The following is a 19,645-nucleotide window of genomic DNA, read 5'->3' as shown; positions in this document are numbered from 1 at the left end:
AAGCCCCTGGCCGCCCTGGCGAGGCGCCGGAGCCTGCCCTACGGACAGGTTGCGCACTTTGCTTATAACCAGCCACGCATAGCGCCAAAACAAATATGTAGTTTGGTTCTAAGGCCACCCTCGTTAGAGTACGCGGGTTTTCACCGATTCTTCGGCCCGTGCCGCCCGCCCGCCGGGCCGGCAGCCTCCAGAACCACGATGTACCAATACACAGATTTCGACCACGAATTCGTCAAACTTCGCGCCGCCCAGTACCGCGACCAGCTCGAGCGCTGGCAGCGCGGTGAGCTGGCCGAGGACGAATTCCGGCCGCTGCGGCTGCAAAACGGCTGGTATGTCCAGCGTTTCGCGCCCATGCTGCGTGTCGCCGTGCCCTATGGCGAACTGAATTCGGCTCAGCTGCGCGTATTGGCCAAGATCGCCCGCGACTACGACAACAAGCCCGACCACGACCTGTCGGCCGCCAATGCCGGCCTGTCGGACCTGACCAGCCTGCCCGACCATGTGGCGCACTTCACCACGCGCCAGAACGTGCAGTTCAACTGGATTCCGCTGGAAAAAAGCGCCGACGTAATGGACCTGTTGGCCAGCGTGCACATGCACGGCATCCAGACCAGCGGCAACTGCATCCGCAACATCACCAGCGACGAGCGCGCCGGCATCGCCGTGGACGAGATCGTCGACCCGCGCCCGTTCGCCGAGATCCTGCGCCACTGGAGCACGCTGCACCCCGAGTTCGCGTTCCTGCCGCGCAAGTTCAAGATCGCCATCACCGGCGCCACCGACGACCGCGCCGCCACGGCCTGGCACGACGTGGGCCTGCATGTGGTGCGCAACGAGGCCGGCGAGGTCGGTTTTCGCGTGATGGTCGGCGGCGGCATGGGCCGCACGCCGGTGGTGGGCACCGTGATCCGCGAGTTCCTGCCCTGGAACCAGATCATCAATTACCTGGAAGCCGTGGTCCGCGTCTACAACCGCTGGGGCCGGCGCGACAACATCTACAAGGCGCGCATCAAGATTCTCGTGAAGGCCGAGGGCCAGCGCTACATCGACGAGGTGGAAGAGGAATACGCCGAGATCCTCGCCAACGACGGCGCGGCCCACACCATCAGCCAGGCCGAGCTGGACCGCGTGTCGGCCAATTTCGTGGCGCCTGCCACGCTGAACTGCGACAAGAGCGACGCGGAACGCAAGATCGCCAATGTGCTGCGCGCGGCTGCCGAGGACGACATCGAGTTCTCGCGCTGGCTGCAGCAGAACGTGGCACCCCACAAGAACCCCGACCTGCGCATCGTCACCCTGTCGTTCAAGCGCCTGGGCTTCGCGCCCGGCGACGCGACGGCTGACCAGCTGGACCGCGCCGCCGAACTGGCCGAGCAGTTCAGCGGCGGCGAAACCCGCGTCACGCATGACCAGAACCTGGTCCTGCCCTGGGTGCGCTGCGACGCGCTGCCCGAGCTGTGGAAGGCCGCGCGCAAGCTGGGCCTGGCCAAGCCCAACATCCGGCTGCTGACGGACATGATCGTCTGCCCCGGCGGCGATTTCTGCGCGCTGGCCAACGCCCGCTCGCTGCCGATCGCGCAGGCCATCACCGCGCGCTACCAGGACATGGACGAGCTGCACGACCTGGGCGAGATCGACCTGCACATGAGCGGCTGCATCAACAGCTGCGGCCACCACCACAGCGGCCACATCGGCATCCTGGGCGTCGACAAGGATGGGCAGGAGTGGTACCAGGTCACGCTGGCAGGCTCCGACGGCTCCAACCTGTCGGGCCAGGCCGTAGCTGGCAAGGTCGTCGGCCCCTCGTTCGCCGCGGCCGAAGTGCCGGAGGTGATCGAAGCCCTGCTGGACACCTACCGTCGCGAGCGCGAAGCCGGCGAGACCTTCATCAACACGCTGCGCCGCGTGGGCCACGACCCGTTCAAGCTCGCCGCCAACGCCGCGCGCGTCAGCACGGCCCGCGCCCCCAAGGGCGAAGCCCAGGCCGCCTGAGCGCAGAGAGACCACGATGCAGATCCTGAAATTCGAAGACCACCAGGCCCCCGCCGAGGGCGACGCCAGCACGCTGGTGCTGGACAACACCATCGACCCGCGCGACGTGCAGCTCGAAGGAGTGCAGCGCATCGACCTGAACTTTCCCAAGTTCACCGATGGCCGCGCCTACAGCCAGGCCTATTTGCTGCGCCGCCGTCTGGGCTACCAGGGCGAGATCCGTGCCACGGGCGACGTGCTGATCGACCAGCTGGTGCAGATGGCGCGCTCGGGCTTCACGGTCGCCGTACTGCGCCAGGGCCTGGGCCCGGAGGCCGCACAGCGCCAGTTCGACCGCTTCCACGGCTTCTACCAGGGCGATGCCGTGCACGCCGAGCCGCATTTCGCCGAGGCCGAGGCCGAGGTCGAGCGCCGGGTCGCCGCCTGAGCGCTGGAGAAACCTACCATGTCCCAGATCGACCTCGCCCGCATCAACACAGAACTCGGCCGCAACGCGCCCGCGCTGGTGGATTGGGCGCTCGGCCTGCACCAGCCGGCCATCCTGACCACCAACTTCCGACCGTTCGAGGCGGTCATCCTGCACCTGGTCACGCAGGCGAAGCCGGATGTGCCGGTGGTCTGGATGGACAACGGCTACAACACCGAGGCCACCTACCGCTTCGTCGACGAAGTCACCGAGCGCCTGAAGCTGAACCTGCACGTGTACCTGCCGCGCCGCTCGCGCGCGCACCGCGAAGCCGTGGAAGGCGCTACGCCGACGCTGGACGACCCGCGGCACCAAGCCTTCACCGAGGAAGTGAAGCTGGAGCCCTTCACCCGCGCGCTGCGCGAGATGGCGCCCAAGGTCTGGTTCACCGCCTTGCGCGCGACCGACACCGCCGTGCGTGCCCAGATGGAGCCGGTGAGCCTCAACCCCGACGGGCTGATCAAGGTCGCGCCCTTGCTGCACTGGTCGTCCAAGGAACTGCACGACTACTGCAAGGCCCACGACCTGCCCAACAACTTCGACTATGTGGATCCGACCAAGGGTGAAGACAACCGCGAATGCGGCCTGCACCTGAGCCACTGAAGCCCATCTGCACCGATCAGGCCCCTCCCGGCTCACCGAAACACAGACCCCACCATGAACGCGCGCACCCAATTCGAAGAACACACCGACATGCTGCAACCGCCTGTCGCCCACGCCCCACTGGCCAACGCCCAACTGGACGCGCTGGAAGAAGAAGCCATCTTCATCCTGCGCGAAGTGGCCGCCGCCTTCGAGCGCCCCACGCTGCTGTTCTCGGGCGGCAAGGACTCGCTGGTCCTGCTCAAGTGCGCCGAGAAGGCTTTCGGCGCCGGCCGCATCCCCTACCCGCTGCTGATGATCGACACGGGCCACAACTTCCATGAAGTGACCGACTTCCGTGACCTGCGCGCCAAGGAACTGGGCGCCGAACTGATCGTGCGCAGCGTGGAAGATTCCATGGCCCGCGGCACCGTGCGCCTGGCCCACCCGGGCGAGTCGCGCAACGTGCACCAGTCGGTCACGCTGCTGGAGGCCATCGAGGAATTCCGCTTCGACGCGCTGATCGGCGGCGCCCGCCGCGACGAAGAGAAGGCCCGCGCCAAGGAGCGCATCTTCTCGCACCGCGACAGCTTCGGCCAATGGCAACCCAAGGCCCAGCGGCCCGAGCTGTGGACACTGTTCAACACCCGGCTGCAGCCCGGCGAGCACTTCCGCGTGTTCCCGATTTCCAACTGGACCGAGCAGGACGTGTGGCAGTACATCGCCCGCGAGAACATCGCCCTGCCCTCGCTGTACTACAGCCACGAGCGCACCGTGGTCGAGCGCCGCGGCCTGCTGGTGCCCGTCACCGAACTCACGCCGCTCAAGGAAGGCGAGACCGCCGAGCGCCGCCAGGTGCGCTTTCGCACCGTGGGCGACATCACCTGCACCTGCCCGGTCGAGAGCCTGGCCAGCACGCCGGACGAGATCGTGGTGGAGACGCTGCTGTCCGACGTGAGCGAGCGCGGCGCGACGCGCATGGACGACAAGACCTCCGAGGCTTCGATGGAGAAGCGCAAGAAAGATGGGTATTTCTGATGACCGCCATGCTTGTTGAGCACCCCGCCGTGACCGAGGCCTCCAACGATGCGGCACCCGCCGCCGCCCTGAAATTCATCACCTGCGGCTCGGTCGACGACGGCAAGAGCACGCTGATCGGCCGCCTGCTGGTGGACAGCAAGGCCGTGCTGTCGGACCAGCTCGCTGGCGTGCAGCGCCAGGGCCAGGACGGCCGCGTGACCGACCTTGCGCTGCTGACCGACGGCCTGTCGGCCGAGCGCGAGCAAGGCATCACGATCGACGTGGCCTACCGCTATTTCTCGACCACCCGGCGCAAGTTCATCATCGGCGACACGCCGGGCCACGAGCAGTACACGCGCAACATGGTCACGGCCGCATCCAGCGCCGACTGCGCCGTGCTGCTGGTCGACGCGACCAAGCTGGCCTGGCAGGACGCCAGCTTCCCGCTGCTGGAGCAGACGCGTCGCCATGCCCTGCTGGTGCAGCTGCTGCGCGTGCCGGCCATCGTGTTCGCCGTCAACAAGCTGGACGCGGTGACCGACCCCGAGCAGGCGTTCACGCGCATCTCGGCGGCCCTCACGGCTTTCGCCGCCGAGGCCGGCATCGCCGTCGAAGCCATCGTGCCGGTGTCGGCGCTCAAGGGCTGGAACGTGGTCGACGCGGCGCCCGAGGCGCACTGGTGCGGCTACCACGGCGCCACCCTGCTGCGCATCCTGGAGGGCCTGTCCAATACGCCGGCCGAGACCGCGCTGCCGCTGGCGTTCCCGGTGCAGTGGGTCGAGAAGTTCTCGTCCTCGTCCGACACCTCGCAGGGCAGGCGCGTGTTCTGGGGCCGCGTGGCCACGGGCAAGGCCGAAGCCGGCCAGCGCGTGCGCGTGATGCCCAGCGGCAAGAGCGCCAGCATCGCCCGCGTGCTGACCCATGTGCGCGACGAAAAGGCCGTGGCCGCGGGCCACAGCGCCGGCATCGTGCTGGACCGCGAGGTCGATGTGTCGCGCGGCGACTGGCTGCTGGCCGAGACCGACGAGGGCGCGGCCCTGCCCGTCTCGCGCGAGCTGAACGCCACCGTCGCCTGGATGGACGACGAGCCGCTCGTGCCTGGCCGCGCCTACTGGGCGCTGCACGGCCACCGCTGGGTCAAGGCCAAGGTGCGCCGCATCGTGCACCGGCTCGACATCCACACGCTGGCCGAGGAAGACGCAACCCAACTGGAGGCCAACGCCATCGGCCAGGTCGAGCTGCTGCTGCAGGACGCCGTTGCCACGTTGCCCTACCAGCAATCGCGCACGCTGGGCGCGCTGGTGCTGGTGGACCAGGCCTCGCACAAGACGGCGGCAGCCGTGCTGGTGCGCTGATCCGCGCCACATCCATGACCGCCGCGAGGCCGCGCCAGGCCCTGCGGCGGAAATTTCCCTAGAATCGCGGGTTTTCCCCAGCGGCCCACCCGCCCGCACCCCGACCACCATGACCCACGTCGTCTCCGAAAACTGTATCCGCTGCAAATACACCGACTGCGTCGACGTGTGTCCCGTGGACTGCTTCCGCGAAGGCCCGAACATGCTGGTGATCGACCCGGACGAATGCATCGACTGCGCAGTCTGCATTCCCGAGTGCCCGGTCAACGCCATCTTTGCCGAGGAAGACCTGCCGGCGGACCAGCTCGCCTTCATCAAGCTCAACGCCGAACTCGCGCTGGCCGATGGCTGGAAGAGCATCACCAAGCGCAAGGCTGCGCTGCCCGATGCCGACGACTGGAAGGACAAGACGGGCAAGCTGTCCGAACTCGTCCGCTGAGCCCCGCACGGCCGTGATCGAAACCGATGCGCTGATCATCGGTGCCGGCCCGGCCGGGCTGTTCCAGGCCTTCCAGCTCGGCCTGCAGGAAGCTCACAGCCACATCGTGGACGTGCTGCCCTACGTGGGCGGCCAGTGCGCGGCGCTCTACGCCGACAAGCCCATCTACGACATTCCCGGGGTGCCGGTGTGCACGGGGCGCGAGCTGGTTGCGTCGTTGCAGCGACAGGTCGCGCCGTTCGCCCCGGTTTTCCACCTGGGCCAGGAGATCGCCACGCTGGCCACCGAGGCAGACGGCCGCCTGCGGCTCACGACCAGCGCCGGTACAGCGTTCCTGACACGCACTGTCTTCATCGCCGCCGGGATCGGCGCGTTCCAGCCGCGGCGCCTGCGGATTCCCGGCATCGAAACGTTCGAGGGCGGGCAACTGCACTACCACCTGCCGGACGATGCGCCGGTTACCGGCCTGCACCTGGCGATCGCCGGCGGCGGCGAGGAAGCCGTGGCCTCGGCGCTGCACTTCGCCCAGGCCGAACCGCCACCGGCCAGCATCACGCTTGTGCACCGGCGCGACGGCTTCGAGGCCGACGCCGCCCAGCTCGCCGCGCTGCAGCAACTGCGCGACGCCGGCCGCGTCCAGGTCGCGATCGGCCAGCCCACGGGCTTCGAGCTGGCCGGTGACGGCCGGCTTGCGCAACTCGTCCTCAGCCACGCCGAAGGCGCCGACACCAGGCTGGCGCTGGACCTGCTGCTCGTGCGCCAGGGCCTGTCACCCCGCCTGGGCGCCATCGCCGACTGGGGCCTGGCGCTGGAGCGCAAGCAGCTCGTCGTCGACCCCGCCACTTGCGCCACCGCCATGCCCGGCATCTACGCGGTCGGCGACATCAACCACTACCCCGGCAAGAAGAAGCTGATCCTGTGCGCCTTCCACGAGGCCACGCTGGCCGCCTACGACGCGGCCGAGCGGCTGCAGGCCGGGCGCAAGGTGGTGGTGGAGTACACGACCACGTCCACGCGGCTGCATCGCCTGCTGGGCGTCTGAGCCTTTCGGCCGCGCGGGCGATCCAAACCCCGCCTTCCTGCGTACGACCGGCAACGGCCGCCATCCCGGCGTGCCTCTTGCCTGGATACCCGCATGTCCCGCAACCCCAGCCTGTCCACGGCCACTGCCCTGCATTGGGCCGAACAGGGCCGCCTGCCCGACCGCGTTCTGCGGGTCGGCATCCGCCACTTGCTGCGCCAGCGGCTTGCCGAACTGGACAGTGGCGATGCCGAAGCCTGCGCCTCGCTGACACGCGCGTTCCTGGCCCACATGCGCGCAGCGGATGTGGCGCCGCTGGCCGAGAAAGCCAACGAGCAGCACTACGAGGTGCCGGCCGCGTTCTTCGCGCAGGTGCTGGGGCCGCACCGCAAATACAGCAGCTGCCACTGGGCGCCCGGCGTGCAGACGCTGCAAGAGGCCGAAGCCGCCGCGCTGACCGCCACCTGCAGCCGCGCCCAACTGCAGGACGGCCAGCGCGTGCTGGAACTGGGCTGCGGCTGGGGCTCGCTGTCGCTGTGGATGGCCGAGCACTACCCGGGCAGCTGGATCACGGCGCTGTCCAACTCGCAGTCGCAGCGCGCCTGGATCGAGGCCGAAGCCGCGCGGCGCGGGCTGGCCAACCTGCGCGTGCTGACGCGCGACATGAACGACTTCGACACCGAAGAGCAGTTCGACCGCGTGGTCTCGGTCGAGATGTTCGAGCACCTGCGCAACTGGCCGCGCGCCTTCGCCAAGGTGGCCCGCTGGCTGGAGCCGGGCGGGCGCTTCTTCATGCACGTGTTCGCGCACCGCGAGGCGCCTTACCCCTTCGAGGCGCGCGACGACAGCGACTGGATGAGCCGGTATTTCTTCTCCGGCGGCATGATGCCCAGCGACGACCTGGCCCTGTGGTGCCAGGACGATCTGCGCCTGTTGCAGCGCTGGCGCTGGGACGGCAAACACTACCAGCGCACGTCCGCCGCCTGGCTGGCCAACATGGACGCCAGCCGCGCCACGCTGATGCCCATCCTGGCCGCCACCTACGGCGAATACCAGGCCACCGTCTGGTGGAACCGCTGGCGGCTGTTCTTCCTGGCCGTGGAAGAGCTGTTCGGCTACGCGGGCGGCCAGCAGTGGTGGGTGAGCCACTACTTGTTTGAGCCGCGCGCGTGATGGCCAGCATCTGGCCTCAGGCCCCGGCGGCGCCGACCGGCGCAGGCGCCACCACCCGGCCGACGCGCGCCATGCAGCTGGCCAACGTCGTCATATCGCAAGCGGCCTGGTTCGCTGCCGTGCTGGGCGCAGCCGCGCAGCATCCCATGGCGGGCACGGCCTGCGTGGCAGCGGCAATCGCCTGGCATCTGGCGGTGTCGGCACGGCCCGCGCAGGAGGCGAAGCTGGTGCTGCTGACCGGGCTGGTCGGCGCCGTGGTCGAGACGCTGGTGGTGCTGCAGGGCAATGTGGCCTATCCGTCGGGCCAGCCGTTCTCCGACCTGCCGCCGTACTGGATGGTGGCGCTGTGGGCGCTGCTGGCGATCGCGCTGAATGTCACGCTGCGCTGGCTGCGCGGGCGCTGGTGGCTGGCCGCCGCAGTGGGCGCGGTGGCAGGGCCGATGGCCTTCAGCGCCGGCGTGCGGATGGGCGGCGCGCAGTTCCTGCACCCAGGCCTGGCCGTTGCCACGCTGGCGCTGGTCTGGGCCGTGGTGCTGCCGGTGCTGGTGCGGCTGTCGGCGCGCCTGGACGGCGTGACGGAACCGGAGGCCATCCATGCCTGACGCCGGATCACCTTTGCATGCGGCCCTGGCCGGCCTGGCGCTCACGGCCGGCCTGGCCGTGCTGACCTGGCTCGCCAGCCTGCTGCGCTCGGACGTGAGCCTGGTCGACCGCGTCTGGTCGGTGCTGATCGTCGGCGCGGGCTGGGCTTACCTGGTGCTGCTGCCCACGGCCGGTGCACGCGGGCTGGCCATGCTGCTGGTGGCCAGTGCGTGGGCCTTGCGGCTCAGCCTGTTCATCACCTGGCGCAACTGGGGCCACGGAGAAGAGCGGCGCTACCAGGAGATCCGCGCACGCAACGAGCCCGGTTTCGCATTCAAGAGCCTGTACCTGGTGTTCGCCCTGCAGGCCGTGCTGGCCTGGGTGGTGTCGGCGCCCTTCCTCGCGGGCGCGCAGGCCGGCAGCGCCTTGCATGTGCTCGATGCGATCGGCCTGGCGCTGGCCGTCTTCGGCCTGGGGTTCGAGGCCGTGGGCGACTGGCAGCTCGCGCGCTTCAAGGCCGACCCCGCGCACAAGGGCCAGGTCATGGACCGTGGCCTGTGGCGCTACACGCGGCACCCCAACTACTTCGGCGAGGCCTGCGTGTGGTGGGGCCTGTGGCTCGTGGCAGTGGCCGGCGCGGGCTGGGGCGGTGCCTGGACCATGGTCTCGCCGCTGCTGATGACCGTGCTGCTGCTCAAGGTCTCCGGCGTCAGCCTGACCGAAAAGGACATCACCGAACGCCGGCCAGCCTACCGCGCCTACATCGCGCGCACCAACGCCTTCATCCCCGGGCCGGTGCGCAAGGGCGCCTCGTGAGCAGCTTGCGCCTGTACGTGGGCGTAGTGGGCCTGTTGCTGGCCGTGCCTTGTTCGTTCGCGCAGGACCTGGACTTCAGCGTGTCGCTGGACGACAAGCCCATCGGCCAGCACCGCTTCCGCATCACCGGCCCCGCGGACGCCCGCAGCGTGACCAGCGAGGCGCAGTTCGACGTGAGGCTGCTGGGCCTGTCCGTCTACCGTTACCAGCACCGGGCCACCGAGCAATGGCGCGGCCACTGCCTGGCGGGCCTGACCGCCACCACCGACGACGACGGCGAGGCCGGCCGCGTGCAGGCCCAAGCGCGCGGCCAGGCACTGGAGGTGTCAACGGCCGCCGGCACCCAGGCACTGCCCGGCTGCGTGATGAGCTTTGCCTACTGGAGCCCGGCGATCCGCACGCAGACGCAGTTGCTCAACGCGCAGACCGGCCAGTACGAGCGCGTGCGCATCCAGGCCATGGGCAGCGGCCCCATCGACGTGCGCGGCCAATCGACGCCTGCCGAGCGCTGGCGCATCACCGGGCCGCAGCAGCCCATCGATGTCTGGACGCTGCCGAACGGCGACTGGGTGGGCCTGGATTCCGTCGTGCGCGGCGGGCGCGTCCTGCGCTACCGGCTGCGCTGATCAGCCCGCCTGGATCAGCCGCGCGAAGCCGCGTTCGCGGAACTGCTCCACCACGAAGTCCACGAACACCCGCGTGCGCGCCGGCAGCAGCTTCTTGGCCGGGTAATACAGCGAGACGGGCCCGGCGTCCATGGCCCAGCCCGGCAGCACACGCACCAGCGCACCGCTCTGCAGGCCCGGCACCGCGAACGGCATGGGCACCAGCGCCACGCCCAGGCCCATCAGCGCAGCCTGGCACATGGCCTCGGGGTCGTCGAACACCACGCGCGTGCGCAGCAGCGCCGGCGCCACCTCGCCAGCCTGGTGGCGCAGCGTGTACTGGTACAGGCGGTTGTTCTGGCTGGAGCGGCGCACGATGCCGTCCAGCGCCGCAAGGTCGGCCGGGTGGCGCGCGCGCGGCCGGCCCTTGAGGTAGGCAGGCGCGGCCACGGCCACGACCTGGATGCGCCCGAGCTCGCGCGCGACCATGCCGGCTTTCAGGTCCAACCCGCTGCCGATGCCGGCATCGAAGCCTTCGCCGATCAGGTCGGCCTGCCGGTTGTCGAAGCGCCAGTCCGGCACCACGGCCGGGTAGCGCCGCAGGAACTCGTCCAGCAGCGGCACCACGTAGGCCCGCCCGAAGGCCTGGCCCATGCTCACGCGCAGCGTGCCGGCGGGCTGCTTGTCTTCTTCCGCCGCATGGTCGATGGCGTCGGCCAGCGCCGCCAGCGGCCCGCCGATCTGCTGCAGCAAGCGCTCGCCGCCCTCGGTCAGCGTGAGCTTGCGCGTGCTGCGCTGGAACAGACGCACGCCCAGAGACGCCTCGAGCCGCGCCACTTTCTTGCTGACGGCCGCGGGCGTCAGCTCCAGCAGCCGGGCCGCGGCCGAGAAGCTGCCGACCTGCGCAGACTTCACGAAGCATTCGAGATGGCTCAGGGGTTGCATGGCGCAGATTCTCAACCCGCAGTTGAAATTGATCCAGCCCACTCATGGCTAGCGGCAACGCAATGGCAGGCGGACACTGCAGTGCTTCCTTCCCAACCATTCCGGAGCTTCCACCATGAACACCCCAACACCCCAGGCCGCCTTCGTCACCGGCGGCGCACGCGGCATCGGCGCGGCCATCGTGCGCCGCCTGGCGCGTGACGGCGCGGCCGTGGCCTTCACCTATGCCGGCTCGCGCGACGCCGCGCAGGCCCTGGCCGGCGAGATCGAAGCCGCTGGTGGCCGCGCGCTGGCGCTGCAGGCCGACAGTGCCGACGCCGTCGCGCTCACGGCCGCCATCGACCAGGCCGCCGCCAGCTTCGGCCGGCTCGACGTGCTGGTCAACAACGCCGGCGTGGCCGTGATGGGCCCGCTGGACACATTCAGCCTGGACGACTTCGACCGCACGCTGGCGGTCAACGTGCGCGCCGTGTTCGTGGCCGTGCAGGCGGCTGCGCGCCACATGGGCGACGGCGGGCGCATCGTGACCATCGGCAGCACGAACTCCGAGCGCATGCCCTGGGCCGGCGGCGGCGTCTACGCCATGAGCAAGTCCGCCATCGTGGGCCTCACGCGCGGCCTGGCACGCGACCTGGGCCCGCGCGGCATCACCATCAACAACGTGCAGCCCGGCCCCACCGCCACCGACATGAACCCGGCCGACGGCCCGATGGCGGCCGGCATGCACGGCCTGATGGCGCTGGAACGCCACGCGCACCCGGAGGAGATCGCCGGCATGGTGGCCTACCTGGTCGGGCCGGAGGCCGGCATGGTCACGGGCGCCAGCCTGCTGATCGACGGCGGCTTTGCGGCCTGATCGCCCACGCGACAGGGCACGCGGGTTTACCCATTCACCAACCACGCGAAAGATGGAAAGAATTTGCCACCAATCAACAACGAATGGGGACAAATTCATGACCATCTCGCGTCGCGCGCTGACCTTGTCGGCCCTGGGCAGCACCTTTCTGGCCGGATGCAGCAGCATGCCGGCGGTGCCGCGCCCCATGGTGTTGCCCGACCGGCTGGGCCGCATCGCCCCGGCGCTGAATGCCCAGGTGGGGATCGGCACCTTCCCGGGCGCGGTGTCGCTGGTGGCGCACGAGGGCAAGCTGGTGCACCACGAGGCGGTGGGCTTCCTGGACGCCGCCAAGACCCGGCCCATGCCGCGCGACGCGATCTTCCGGCTGGCCTCGATGACCAAGCCCATCACCTCGGTGGTGGCCATGATGCTGGTCGAGCAGGGCCAGATGAAGATCAACGACCCGGTCACGAACTGGCTGCCCGAGCTGAAGAACCTCAAGGTCGAGACGCCGCAGGGCGACGTGGCGCCCACGCGCATGATCACCGTGCAGGACCTGCTCATGCACACGGCCGGCTTCGTCTACGGCCCGGCCAGCCCCTCGGCGCGCATCGGCAAGATGTACGCCGACCTCAACATCGAGTCCCTGGAGACCGACATCACAGGCGACGAGATGCTCAAGCGCCTGGGGACCATCCCGCTGGCCTACCAGCCCGGCACCACCTGGTTCTATTCCATCGCCACCGACGTTCTGGGCCTGCTGCTGGAGCGCGTGACCAAGAAGCGGCTCGACGTGCTGTACCAGGAGATGCTGATCGGCCCGCTAAGCATGGTCGACACCGCCTGGTGGGTGCCGCAGCCCAAGCGCGCGCGCCTGGCCGAGACGCTGGACAGCGACGCGCAGAAGGCGTCCATGCTGCGCGCCTACCGCCACGACACGGACCCGGCCCCGCGCCAGTACCTCAAGGGCGGCGCCGGCCTGGTCGGCACGGGCGCGGACTACCTCAAGTTCGCGCAGATGGTGCTGAACGGTGGCACCGACGGCAAGACGCGCTACCTGTCGCGCAAGACGGTGGATTTCATGCTGTCCGACCACCTGGTCGGCAAGGCCGGCGTGCCCACCGCCACCACCGGCCCGGGCTACGGCTTCGGCCTGGGCTGGGGCGTGCGCCTGTACGACGGCGTGGGCTGGACGCCCGGCAGCGTGGGCGACGCGATGTGGGCCGGCGCCTGGGGCACCAGCTTCTGGATCGACCCGCGCGAGCAACTGGTGGGCGTGCTGATGGCGCAGTGCCCGTCGAACCGGATCCACACGCGGATGCTGTACAAGAACCTGGTGTACGGCGCGGTGTCGTGAGGGGCGACTTCAGCTCGAATGCCAGTTGAGCCACTGCAGTCCTGCGACGCGTGAGAACTCGCGCGCGTAGCGGGTCACCAGCGTGGCCTGATGGCGCAGGGCCGTCGCTGCGATCAGGGTGTCGTGCGGGCCGATGGGCGAGCCCGCCGCCTCCAGCGCAGCCCGGATGCTGGCCGCGTGCGCGGCGCATGCGCTGTCGAACGGCAGCATCTGCATCGGCCGCAGCAGTTGCGCCAAGGCCTCCAGCCGCGGAGCCGCTGCGTCTTGCGGCAGGCGCTGCAAGCCGTAGCGCAGTTCGTACTCCACGATGGCCGGCACGCCGAGGTCGGCAGGCGAGACGGCCTGCAAGCGCGGCACGACCTGCGGGTCGCCCCGAAAGTAGTAGCTGATCGTGTTGCTGTCGAGCACCAGCATGGGCGCGCTCAGAAGCCGACACGCGGCACGTCCGCAGTCGTGCCGGCCGGTTCTGCTTCCCGTAGCGGAAAGTCGGCAAACCGCCCCGCCAGCGCCAGACAGTCCTGGGGCCACTCGTGGGACGCGTACTTGCGGATGATCTCGGCCACCCAGCGGCTCTTGGACATCCCGTTGGCCTGGGCGGCTTGGTCCACCAGGGCCTGGGTGGCGTCGTCCAGGTAGAGGGTAATTTGGGACATGGTGCTCGCTCCGTGCATGCGTCGGCCGTCGACACTTATATTTCCAAGTATATTTTTTGGCAGTGCATCGTCAAGCGGCGCGGGCCAAGGGCAACAGTGCGCCGTGGGGGAGACTGGGCTGGCTACTGCCTCTGGTCGACCCGGTCAACACAGCGCCTTCCCTCAGGCCAACCCGGGGTAGCACCGCTCAGGTGTTCGAGCAAGACGACTTCGCAGTCCTCACACCGGCTCGGCCTTCACCACCAGCCCCGGTGCCGCCCGCAGCACTGCCAGCGCCTCGTCGTAGTCGTAGTTGCGCACATGCGCCTGCAGCGCCACCCATTCGGGCGGGCTCAACTGCCACGCCAGCCACGGCGCCATGGCCGCGAGCTGATCGTTGGCGTCGCCGTCCATGGCCTCCAGCATGTCCCGCAGGCGCTGCAAGGCGCCCGCCGGGTCCTCCAGCGCGACGCGGCCATTGGTTGCCGCGTCCACGGCCGCTTCCACGGATTTGTCGACGGATGCGCCAGCTGGAAACAGCTCCGTGCCAGCTGGCCGCTGCATCTCGGCGCGCGTGCAGGGCCAGCGGACGCGAAAGCACGACCCCTCGCCTGGCGTGCTGACCACCGCGATCTCACCACCGGCCGCATCGACCAGCCGCTTGCAGATCGACAGGCCCAGGCCGGTGCCGCCGAAGCGGCGCGTGGTGGACTCGTCGGCCTGGCTGAAGGGCGTGAAGAGGCGCGCGAGCTGCTCGGCGCCCATGCCGATGCCGGTGTCGCTGACCGCGATGTCCAGCGCCATGCCGTCGTGCCCCGGGGGTTGCGGCGCGAGCGCCACCTGCACCGTGACGCGGCCTGTGGCCGTGAACTTCACGGCATTGGACAGCAGGTTGGCCAGCACCTGTGCCAGCCGCGGCGCATCGCCGTGCAGCTGGCGGGGCACCGCCGCGTCCACCTCGAAGGCCAGCGCCAGGCCCTTGGACGCAGCCTGCTCGCCGGCCTGCGTGGCCACCTGGCCCAGCAGTTCGTCCAGATCGAAATCGGCCTGCTCGATCACCAGCTTGCCGGCCTCCATCCGGGAGAAATCCAGGATGTCGGTGACCACGCGCAGCAGCGCGCGCGCCGCGTTGTAGACCTTCTGGATGTGCTCGCGCTGCTGCGCCGTGAGCGTGGTCTGCAGCGCCAGATGCGCCAGGCCGATGATGGCGTTCATGGGCGTGCGGATCTCGTGGCTCACGTTGGCCAGGAACGCCGACTTGGTGGCCGCCACCGCCTCGGCCGCCTCCTTGGCCCGGCGCATGGCCTCGGCCGCCTGGCGGGCCTCGGTCACGTCCACGGCCCAGCCGAAGATGGCGTCCGGGTGGCCCGCGAACTGGCCCCGGCTCAGCGTGACCTGGGCCCAGAACGGGCTGCCGTCGCCGCGCAGCATCTGCACCGCCTGGCTCTGCGCATGGCCATCGCGGCGCACGGCGTCGCTCAGCGCGGCGCCTGCGGCCGGGTCCACATACAGCGTGCGCACGTCGCGCACCCGCTCGCCATGCAACTCCAGTGCATGGCGGTTGTGGAACAGCAGTTCGGCGCCAGCCCCGGTGACGATGACTGCGCCCGGCGCCGACTCCAGCACGTGCTGCAACTGCTGCTCGCGCGCCTGCAGGTCGGCGCGCACCGCGGCCTGCTGTTGCTCGGCCGCCATGCGCCGCGCCTGGCGGCGCAGCCAGACCAGCGCCGCCAGCGCCCCGGCCAGCAGCACGCCGCCGCCCCCGGCCAGCGCGGCGCCCCATTCGGCGGCGAACCCACGCTCACGCAACAGCAGCAGGCGCCAGCCGCGGCCCTCGTCCGCCCAGGCGAGGCGCTCCTCGGCCAGGTCGTAATGCCGGCCGTCGAGGCGGGCCGTGCCCGGGCTGAATACGAAGGGCAGTTCATCGGGCCGGCTGGTGGCCAGCAACTTGCCGAACTGCTGGCTGCGCCGCAGCGCCTGCAGGCGCTCGTCGCTCAGGGGCTCGGCCAGCTTCATCGCCCAGTCGGCGCGGTTGGTCGCATACACCAGCCCGTCGGGCGAGAGCAGCATGGCCGGGTCTCGCTGCTGCTGCAGCAGACGGTCGACCGACCCCAGGCCGATGCGCACGACGACGATGCCGGCGACCGGGGCGCTCGGCGAGCGGTCGGCCCGCACCGGTGCGGCGACATAGATGCCGCGCACGCCAGAGCTGCGGCCGATCATGGGGTCGCGGCTGGTCAGCCCGGCCATGCCGCGGTCCACGAACGCGCGCACGGTACGGTTGCTACCCAGGCTGTCGTGCCTGCCGGCCTTGTCCACGTAGGCCACGGTCGTGCCCTGGGCGTCGACCACCTGCATGTTGTCCAGCGCGAACTGGCGTATGACCGTGGAGAAGCCCTGGTACAGCGCCGCATCGGGTTGTCGCGTGCCGGCCAGCACGTCCTTCAGGTCCCGGTCCAGCAGGCCCTGGACCACCATGGCCCCGGTCAGCTCGCCATGGCTGCGGTCGACCTGGTCGGCCAGCTGGGCATTGGCATGGCGCACGGCCAGCGCCAGGCCGCGCAATGTCTCGCGGTGGATGAGGACGGCACAGCCCAGTGCGAGCACCAGCAGCGAGGCCGACAGCAGCAGCCAGGTGCGGCGCGGCACCGAGCGGGCGGCTGCTTGCAGGCCCGGCCGTGCCGCAGACTTCAAGGCAGCGGCAGGTCCCGGCGAAGAAGGCATCGGCAGTGTGGCTTCATGGCAATGGGGGGCGGGCATCGGGTGGCAGATGATTCATCAAGCCGTCATGAATGTCCATCTGCCGCGAAGCCCTGGAGCGGGCCGCGTCCCCGCCCTGCGCGGTCAGTGGCGTGGGTCGGCGCCGTGCCCAGGCGCCGGCTGCGCCGTGCTCAGCGCCGGTCGATGCGGTCGGGCTGGCTGAACGGGCGCACCTTGCTCTCTTCGATCTCCGCTGGCGCGTCGGCGGCGACGGGCCAGGCGACGGCACGGGCCGCATAGATCTCGCGCTCCAGCCGCGCAGCGCGCTGCGCGTACATCTCGGCCAGGGCGGCATGGTGCTCGGCCGCGGCCTGGTGGTCGATGCGCGCCATGTGCGCCTCGCGCAACAGGGTGTCCGCGCGCTTCAGGTGTTCCGCGGGGCTACGGCGAAGAAAGTCGAACATGTGGCACCTCCTGACTTCGATGCCTCCAGTATGCGCAATTCAAGCGCCAATGCACGTCAGAATTTGACGACGTTTTGGCGCCAGCCGCAGCGGGAATTTGCGGCCCGCGACAATAGCGCCACGGCCAGCGCGTCTCTGCCGGCCGTTTGCCTTGCTGCGAACCACCAGATGAACGAACCACAACCCCTCCCCTTCTTCTCCCGCCTGGCCCTGGCCTTCGGCACCTTCTTCGCCCTCTTGGGCGACGGCCGGCTGGCCGCACGGGTGCAAACGCTGCGCAGCGGCGCGCTGCTGGCGTCCGAGGTGCCGGCCCCGGCCCCCGTGGCTGCGCCCCCGCCCCCGCCGCCGCCAGCGCCCTCGCACATCCGCGCCACGGCCCAGGTCGACGCGGCGTTGCAGCTGTTGGGCCTGCTGCAGCGCGAGGCCCGCTTGGTGGATTTCCTGCAGGAAGACATCGCCGCCTATTCCGATGCCGACGTGGGCGGCGCCGCGCGCCTGCTGCACACGGGCTGCCGCAAGGTGCTCAAGGACATCTTTGACCTCGAACCCATCCGCACGGAAGAAGAAGGCAGCCGCATCACGCTGCCGGCCGGCTTCGACGCTGCCGCCGTGCGCGTGACGGGCAACGTGGTCGGCCAGCCGCCGTTCACGGGCGCGCTGCAACACAAGGGCTGGCGCGCCAAGGCGGTGCGTCTGCCTGGCCTGACCGACGGGCACGACACGCGTGTGATCGCGCCGGCGGAGGTGGAGCTTTGATCGCCGCCCGGCCGCCCGAAGGCGATTGCACCGCAGCGCGCAGCGCGGAGGTTTTCGTATGACCCAAGCGAAGTACGCCATCGGCATCGACCTGGGGACCACGCACAGCGCCCTCTCGTGGGTCGACCTGCAGACGCCCGAGGCCACCCCGCAGATCCTGCCCATCGCACAGCAGAGTGGCCCGGGCGCCGTGCAGGACTACGGCCTGCTGCCCTCCTTCCTGTACCTGCCGCATGCCAGCGAATTCGCGGCCGGCGACCTGGCCCTGCCGTGGAGCGCCGCGCCCGATGCCATCACCGGTGAATGGGCGCGCAGCCACGGCGCGTTGACGCCGATCCGACTCGTCTCCAGCGCCAAGAGCTGGCTCGGCCATGCGGGCGTGGACCGGCGTGCCGGCATCCTGCCGGCCGATGCGCCGGCCGAGGTTGAGCGCATCTCACCGCTGGCCGCCAGCACGCGATACCTGCAGCACCTGCGCGACGCCTGGAACCAGCGCCACCCCGATGCGCCGTTCGACCAGCAGTCCGTCAGCGTGACCATCCCCGCGTCCTTCGACCCCGGCGCGCGCGAACTCACGGCCGAGGCCGCGCAGGCCGCAGGCTACCAGGGCGTGACGCTGCTCGAAGAACCCCAGGCCGCGCTGTACAGCTGGATCGCCGGCAGCGCGGGCCACTGGCGCAAGCAGGTGCAGGTGGGCGACATCATCCTGGTGGTGGACGTGGGCGGCGGCACCAGCGACTTTTCGCTGATCGCCGTGGTCGAGGAGGCCGGCAACCTGCAGCTGCACCGCGTGGCCGTGGGCGACCACATCCTCCTGGGTGGCGACAACATGGACCTGGCGCTGGCCCATGGCGTGGCGCGCGAACTCGCGGCCGGCGGCAAGACGCTGGACCCGTGGCAGATGCGCGCGCTGACCTATGCCTGCCGCCTGGCCAAGGAACAGTTGCTGAGCGATGCCGACCTGCACAGCGTGCCGCTGGTCGTGCCCAGCCGCGGCTCCAAGCTCATCGGCGGCGCGATCAAAACGGAGTTGAAGCGCGAGCTGCTGACCACCATCTTGCTCGAAGGCTTCTTCCCGGTCGTCGCCAGCGATGCGCGCCCCGTGAGCCGGCCCCGCGCCGGCCTCACGCAGATCGGCCTGCCCTATGCACAGGACGCCGCCATCACCCGCCACCTCGCCGCGCTGCTGGGCCGCCAGGGGGGCGCCACCGATGCGCTGGCCGGCTTCACGGCACGCGAAGGCGCGAGCTTCCTGCACCCCACGGCCGTGCTGTTCAACGGGGGCGTATTCAAGTCCGACCTGCTCACGCAGCGCGTGCTGTCCACGCTGAACGCCTGGCTCGCAGCCGACGGTGCACCGGAGGCGCGGCTGCTGCAAGGCGCCGACCTGGACTTCGCCGTCGCGCGCGGCGCCGCCTACTACGGCCAGGTGCGCCGGGGCCAGGGCATCCGCATCCGCGGCGGCACGGCCCAGGCCTACTACGTGGGCATCGAGTCCAGCATGCCGGCCGTGCCGGGTCTGGAGCCGCCGGTACAGGCGCTGTGCGTCGCGCCCTTCGGCATGGAAGAAGGCACGGAAGCCCCGCTGCCGCCGCAGCAGCTCGGCCTGGTGGTCGGTGAGTCGGTGCGCTTCCGCTTCTTCGGCTCGTCCGTGCGGCGCGAGGACCAGCCCGGCACGCTGCTGGACTTCTGGTCGCCCGACGAGCTGCAGGAGCTGGCCCAGATCGAGGCCCTGCTGCCTGCCGAAGGCCGCGCCGTGGGCGACGTCGTGCCCGTGCAGCTGCGCGCGCGCGTGACCGAGATCGGCACGCTGGAGTTGCTGGCCGAAGCGGCCGGTGGCCAGCAGTGGAAGGTGGAGTTCGACGTGCGCGAGAACGGATGAGGCGGGGCCTGTCTTTT

At 70.0% G+C, this 19,645-nt stretch carries 20 protein-coding genes; 15 read left to right on the top strand and 5 right to left on the bottom strand.

Annotation, left to right across the window (positions count from 1 at the left end):
* Nucleotides 1-198: 198 nt before the first annotated feature.
* From ASF43_RS16440 to ASF43_RS16390, 11 genes are all read left to right on the top strand, one after another.
* Entirely contained in the window at nucleotides 199-1,995 is a 1,797-nt protein-coding gene (locus tag ASF43_RS16440) for a nitrite/sulfite reductase (RefSeq protein WP_056183174.1), read from the top strand.
* Nucleotides 1,996-2,011: 16 nt separating this feature from the next.
* Nucleotides 2,012-2,422 carry a DUF934 domain-containing protein gene (locus tag ASF43_RS16435; protein WP_056183171.1) on the top strand — a complete coding sequence of 137 codons (411 nt, stop codon included), beginning with the start codon at nucleotides 2,012-2,014 and terminating at the stop codon, nucleotides 2,420-2,422.
* 18 nt (nucleotides 2,423-2,440) lie between these two features.
* Complete coding sequence (locus ASF43_RS16430) at nucleotides 2,441-3,064, top strand: phosphoadenosine phosphosulfate reductase family protein (protein WP_056183166.1); 624 nt, start codon at nucleotides 2,441-2,443, stop codon at nucleotides 3,062-3,064.
* Nucleotides 3,065-3,118: 54 nt separating this feature from the next.
* The gene (gene cysD / locus ASF43_RS16425) at nucleotides 3,119-4,081 is read left to right on the top strand and encodes a sulfate adenylyltransferase subunit CysD (RefSeq protein WP_056183163.1); all 963 of its coding nucleotides are present in this window, start codon (nucleotides 3,119-3,121) and stop codon (nucleotides 4,079-4,081) included.
* Between the two features lie 8 nt (nucleotides 4,082-4,089).
* A complete protein-coding gene (locus ASF43_RS16420) occupies nucleotides 4,090-5,418 on the top strand; it encodes a sulfate adenylyltransferase subunit 1 (RefSeq protein WP_235578262.1) in 1,329 nt (442 codons plus the stop codon).
* Nucleotides 5,419-5,527: 109 nt separating this feature from the next.
* Complete coding sequence (gene fdxA, locus ASF43_RS16415; protein ID WP_056183156.1) at nucleotides 5,528-5,857, top strand: ferredoxin FdxA; 330 nt, start codon at nucleotides 5,528-5,530, stop codon at nucleotides 5,855-5,857.
* A 13-nt stretch (nucleotides 5,858-5,870) separates the two neighbouring features.
* Entirely contained in the window at nucleotides 5,871-6,899 is a 1,029-nt protein-coding gene (locus ASF43_RS16410; protein ID WP_056183154.1) for an NAD(P)/FAD-dependent oxidoreductase, read from the top strand.
* 93 nt (nucleotides 6,900-6,992) lie between these two features.
* On the top strand, nucleotides 6,993-8,051 hold the full coding sequence (locus tag ASF43_RS16405; protein WP_056183151.1) for a cyclopropane-fatty-acyl-phospholipid synthase family protein: 1,059 nt from the start codon (nucleotides 6,993-6,995) through the stop codon (nucleotides 8,049-8,051).
* Entirely contained in the window at nucleotides 8,051-8,653 is a 603-nt protein-coding gene (locus ASF43_RS16400; protein WP_056183148.1) for a DUF2878 domain-containing protein, read from the top strand. Before ASF43_RS16405 ends, ASF43_RS16400 begins: the two co-directional genes overlap by 1 nt.
* Nucleotides 8,646-9,449: a DUF1295 domain-containing protein gene (locus tag ASF43_RS16395; protein WP_056183145.1), complete on the top strand. Its 804-nt coding sequence runs from the start codon at nucleotides 8,646-8,648 to the stop codon at nucleotides 9,447-9,449. Before ASF43_RS16400 ends, ASF43_RS16395 begins: the two co-directional genes overlap by 8 nt.
* Nucleotides 9,446-10,075 carry a DUF6134 family protein gene (locus ASF43_RS16390; RefSeq protein ID WP_156373339.1) on the top strand — a complete coding sequence of 210 codons (630 nt, stop codon included), beginning with the start codon at nucleotides 9,446-9,448 and terminating at the stop codon, nucleotides 10,073-10,075. Before ASF43_RS16395 ends, ASF43_RS16390 begins: the two co-directional genes overlap by 4 nt.
* Here the strand turns inward: ASF43_RS16390 and ASF43_RS16385 are convergent, their stop codons facing one another.
* Nucleotides 10,076-10,999, bottom strand: coding sequence for a LysR family transcriptional regulator (locus ASF43_RS16385; protein WP_056183143.1), 924 nt, complete (start codon nucleotides 10,997-10,999; stop codon nucleotides 10,076-10,078).
* 115 nt (nucleotides 11,000-11,114) lie between these two features.
* On the opposite strand from ASF43_RS16385, the gene ASF43_RS16380 reads away from it, so the two are divergent.
* On the top strand, nucleotides 11,115-11,855 hold the full coding sequence (locus ASF43_RS16380; protein WP_056183139.1) for an SDR family oxidoreductase: 741 nt from the start codon (nucleotides 11,115-11,117) through the stop codon (nucleotides 11,853-11,855).
* Nucleotides 11,856-11,952: 97 nt separating this feature from the next.
* A complete protein-coding gene (locus ASF43_RS16375; protein WP_056183137.1) occupies nucleotides 11,953-13,194 on the top strand; it encodes a serine hydrolase in 1,242 nt (413 codons plus the stop codon).
* 9 nt (nucleotides 13,195-13,203) lie between these two features.
* On the opposite strand, the gene ASF43_RS16370 is transcribed toward ASF43_RS16375, so the two are convergent.
* The 4 genes from ASF43_RS16370 to ASF43_RS16355 all read right to left on the bottom strand — a co-directional run bounded on the left by ASF43_RS16370 (nucleotide 13,204) and on the right by ASF43_RS16355 (nucleotide 16,990).
* Entirely contained in the window at nucleotides 13,204-13,608 is a 405-nt protein-coding gene (locus ASF43_RS16370) for a PIN domain-containing protein (RefSeq protein ID WP_056183134.1), read from the bottom strand.
* Nucleotides 13,609-13,616: 8 nt separating this feature from the next.
* Complete coding sequence (locus tag ASF43_RS16365; protein WP_056183132.1) at nucleotides 13,617-13,847, bottom strand: CopG family transcriptional regulator; 231 nt, start codon at nucleotides 13,845-13,847, stop codon at nucleotides 13,617-13,619.
* Between the two features lie 219 nt (nucleotides 13,848-14,066).
* On the bottom strand, nucleotides 14,067-16,520 hold the full coding sequence (locus ASF43_RS16360; protein WP_056183129.1) for an ATP-binding protein: 2,454 nt from the start codon (nucleotides 16,518-16,520) through the stop codon (nucleotides 14,067-14,069).
* A 197-nt stretch (nucleotides 16,521-16,717) separates the two neighbouring features.
* Nucleotides 16,718-16,990, bottom strand: coding sequence for a hypothetical protein (locus tag ASF43_RS16355; protein ID WP_056183127.1), 273 nt, complete (start codon nucleotides 16,988-16,990; stop codon nucleotides 16,718-16,720).
* A gap of 168 nt (nucleotides 16,991-17,158) precedes the next feature.
* On the opposite strand from ASF43_RS16355, the gene ASF43_RS16350 reads away from it, so the two are divergent.
* Nucleotides 17,159-17,746, top strand: a complete 588-nt coding sequence (locus tag ASF43_RS16350; RefSeq protein ID WP_056183124.1) for a DUF2760 domain-containing protein — start codon at nucleotides 17,159-17,161, stop codon at nucleotides 17,744-17,746.
* 58 nt (nucleotides 17,747-17,804) lie between these two features.
* Nucleotides 17,805-19,628 (top strand): Hsp70 family protein, encoded by a 1,824-nt coding sequence (locus ASF43_RS16345; protein WP_056183121.1) that lies wholly within the window; start codon nucleotides 17,805-17,807, stop codon nucleotides 19,626-19,628.
* The last annotated feature ends 17 nt before the right edge of the window (nucleotides 19,629-19,645 follow it).

The organism is Pseudorhodoferax sp. Leaf267 (genome assembly GCF_001422405.1).
Lineage (GTDB): Bacteria > Pseudomonadota > Gammaproteobacteria > Burkholderiales > Burkholderiaceae_C > Pseudorhodoferax.
Note: the sequence above shows the minus strand (reverse complement) of the source record. Positions and strands in the feature narration are given on the sequence as shown.

Bases quoted from the DNA above. Each gene is read 5' to 3' on its own strand.
- ASF43_RS16365 (WP_056183132.1), bottom strand. From the start codon at position 13,847: ATGTCCCAAATTACCCTCTACCTGGACGACGCCACCCAGGCCCTGGTG.
- ASF43_RS16355 (WP_056183127.1), bottom strand. From the start codon at position 16,990: ATGTTCGACTTTCTTCGCCGTAGCCCCGCGGAACACCTGAAGCGCGCG.
- ASF43_RS16370 (WP_056183134.1), bottom strand. From the start codon at position 13,608: ATGCTGGTGCTCGACAGCAACACGATCAGCTACTACTTTCGGGGCGAC.
- ASF43_RS16440 (WP_056183174.1), top strand. From the start codon at position 199: ATGTACCAATACACAGATTTCGACCACGAATTCGTCAAACTTCGCGCC.
- ASF43_RS16395 (WP_056183145.1), top strand. From the start codon at position 8,646: ATGCCTGACGCCGGATCACCTTTGCATGCGGCCCTGGCCGGCCTGGCG.
- ASF43_RS16345 (WP_056183121.1), top strand. From the start codon at position 17,805: ATGACCCAAGCGAAGTACGCCATCGGCATCGACCTGGGGACCACGCAC.
- ASF43_RS16380 (WP_056183139.1), top strand. From the start codon at position 11,115: ATGAACACCCCAACACCCCAGGCCGCCTTCGTCACCGGCGGCGCACGC.
- ASF43_RS16400 (WP_056183148.1), top strand. From the start codon at position 8,051: ATGGCCAGCATCTGGCCTCAGGCCCCGGCGGCGCCGACCGGCGCAGGC.
- ASF43_RS16405 (WP_056183151.1), top strand. From the start codon at position 6,993: ATGTCCCGCAACCCCAGCCTGTCCACGGCCACTGCCCTGCATTGGGCC.
- cysD (WP_056183163.1), top strand. From the start codon at position 3,119: ATGAACGCGCGCACCCAATTCGAAGAACACACCGACATGCTGCAACCG.
- ASF43_RS16375 (WP_056183137.1), top strand. From the start codon at position 11,953: ATGACCATCTCGCGTCGCGCGCTGACCTTGTCGGCCCTGGGCAGCACC.
- fdxA (WP_056183156.1), top strand. From the start codon at position 5,528: ATGACCCACGTCGTCTCCGAAAACTGTATCCGCTGCAAATACACCGAC.
- ASF43_RS16430 (WP_056183166.1), top strand. From the start codon at position 2,441: ATGTCCCAGATCGACCTCGCCCGCATCAACACAGAACTCGGCCGCAAC.
- ASF43_RS16350 (WP_056183124.1), top strand. From the start codon at position 17,159: ATGAACGAACCACAACCCCTCCCCTTCTTCTCCCGCCTGGCCCTGGCC.
- ASF43_RS16435 (WP_056183171.1), top strand. From the start codon at position 2,012: ATGCAGATCCTGAAATTCGAAGACCACCAGGCCCCCGCCGAGGGCGAC.
- ASF43_RS16385 (WP_056183143.1), bottom strand. From the start codon at position 10,999: ATGCAACCCCTGAGCCATCTCGAATGCTTCGTGAAGTCTGCGCAGGTC.
- ASF43_RS16420 (WP_235578262.1), top strand. From the start codon at position 4,090: ATGCTTGTTGAGCACCCCGCCGTGACCGAGGCCTCCAACGATGCGGCA.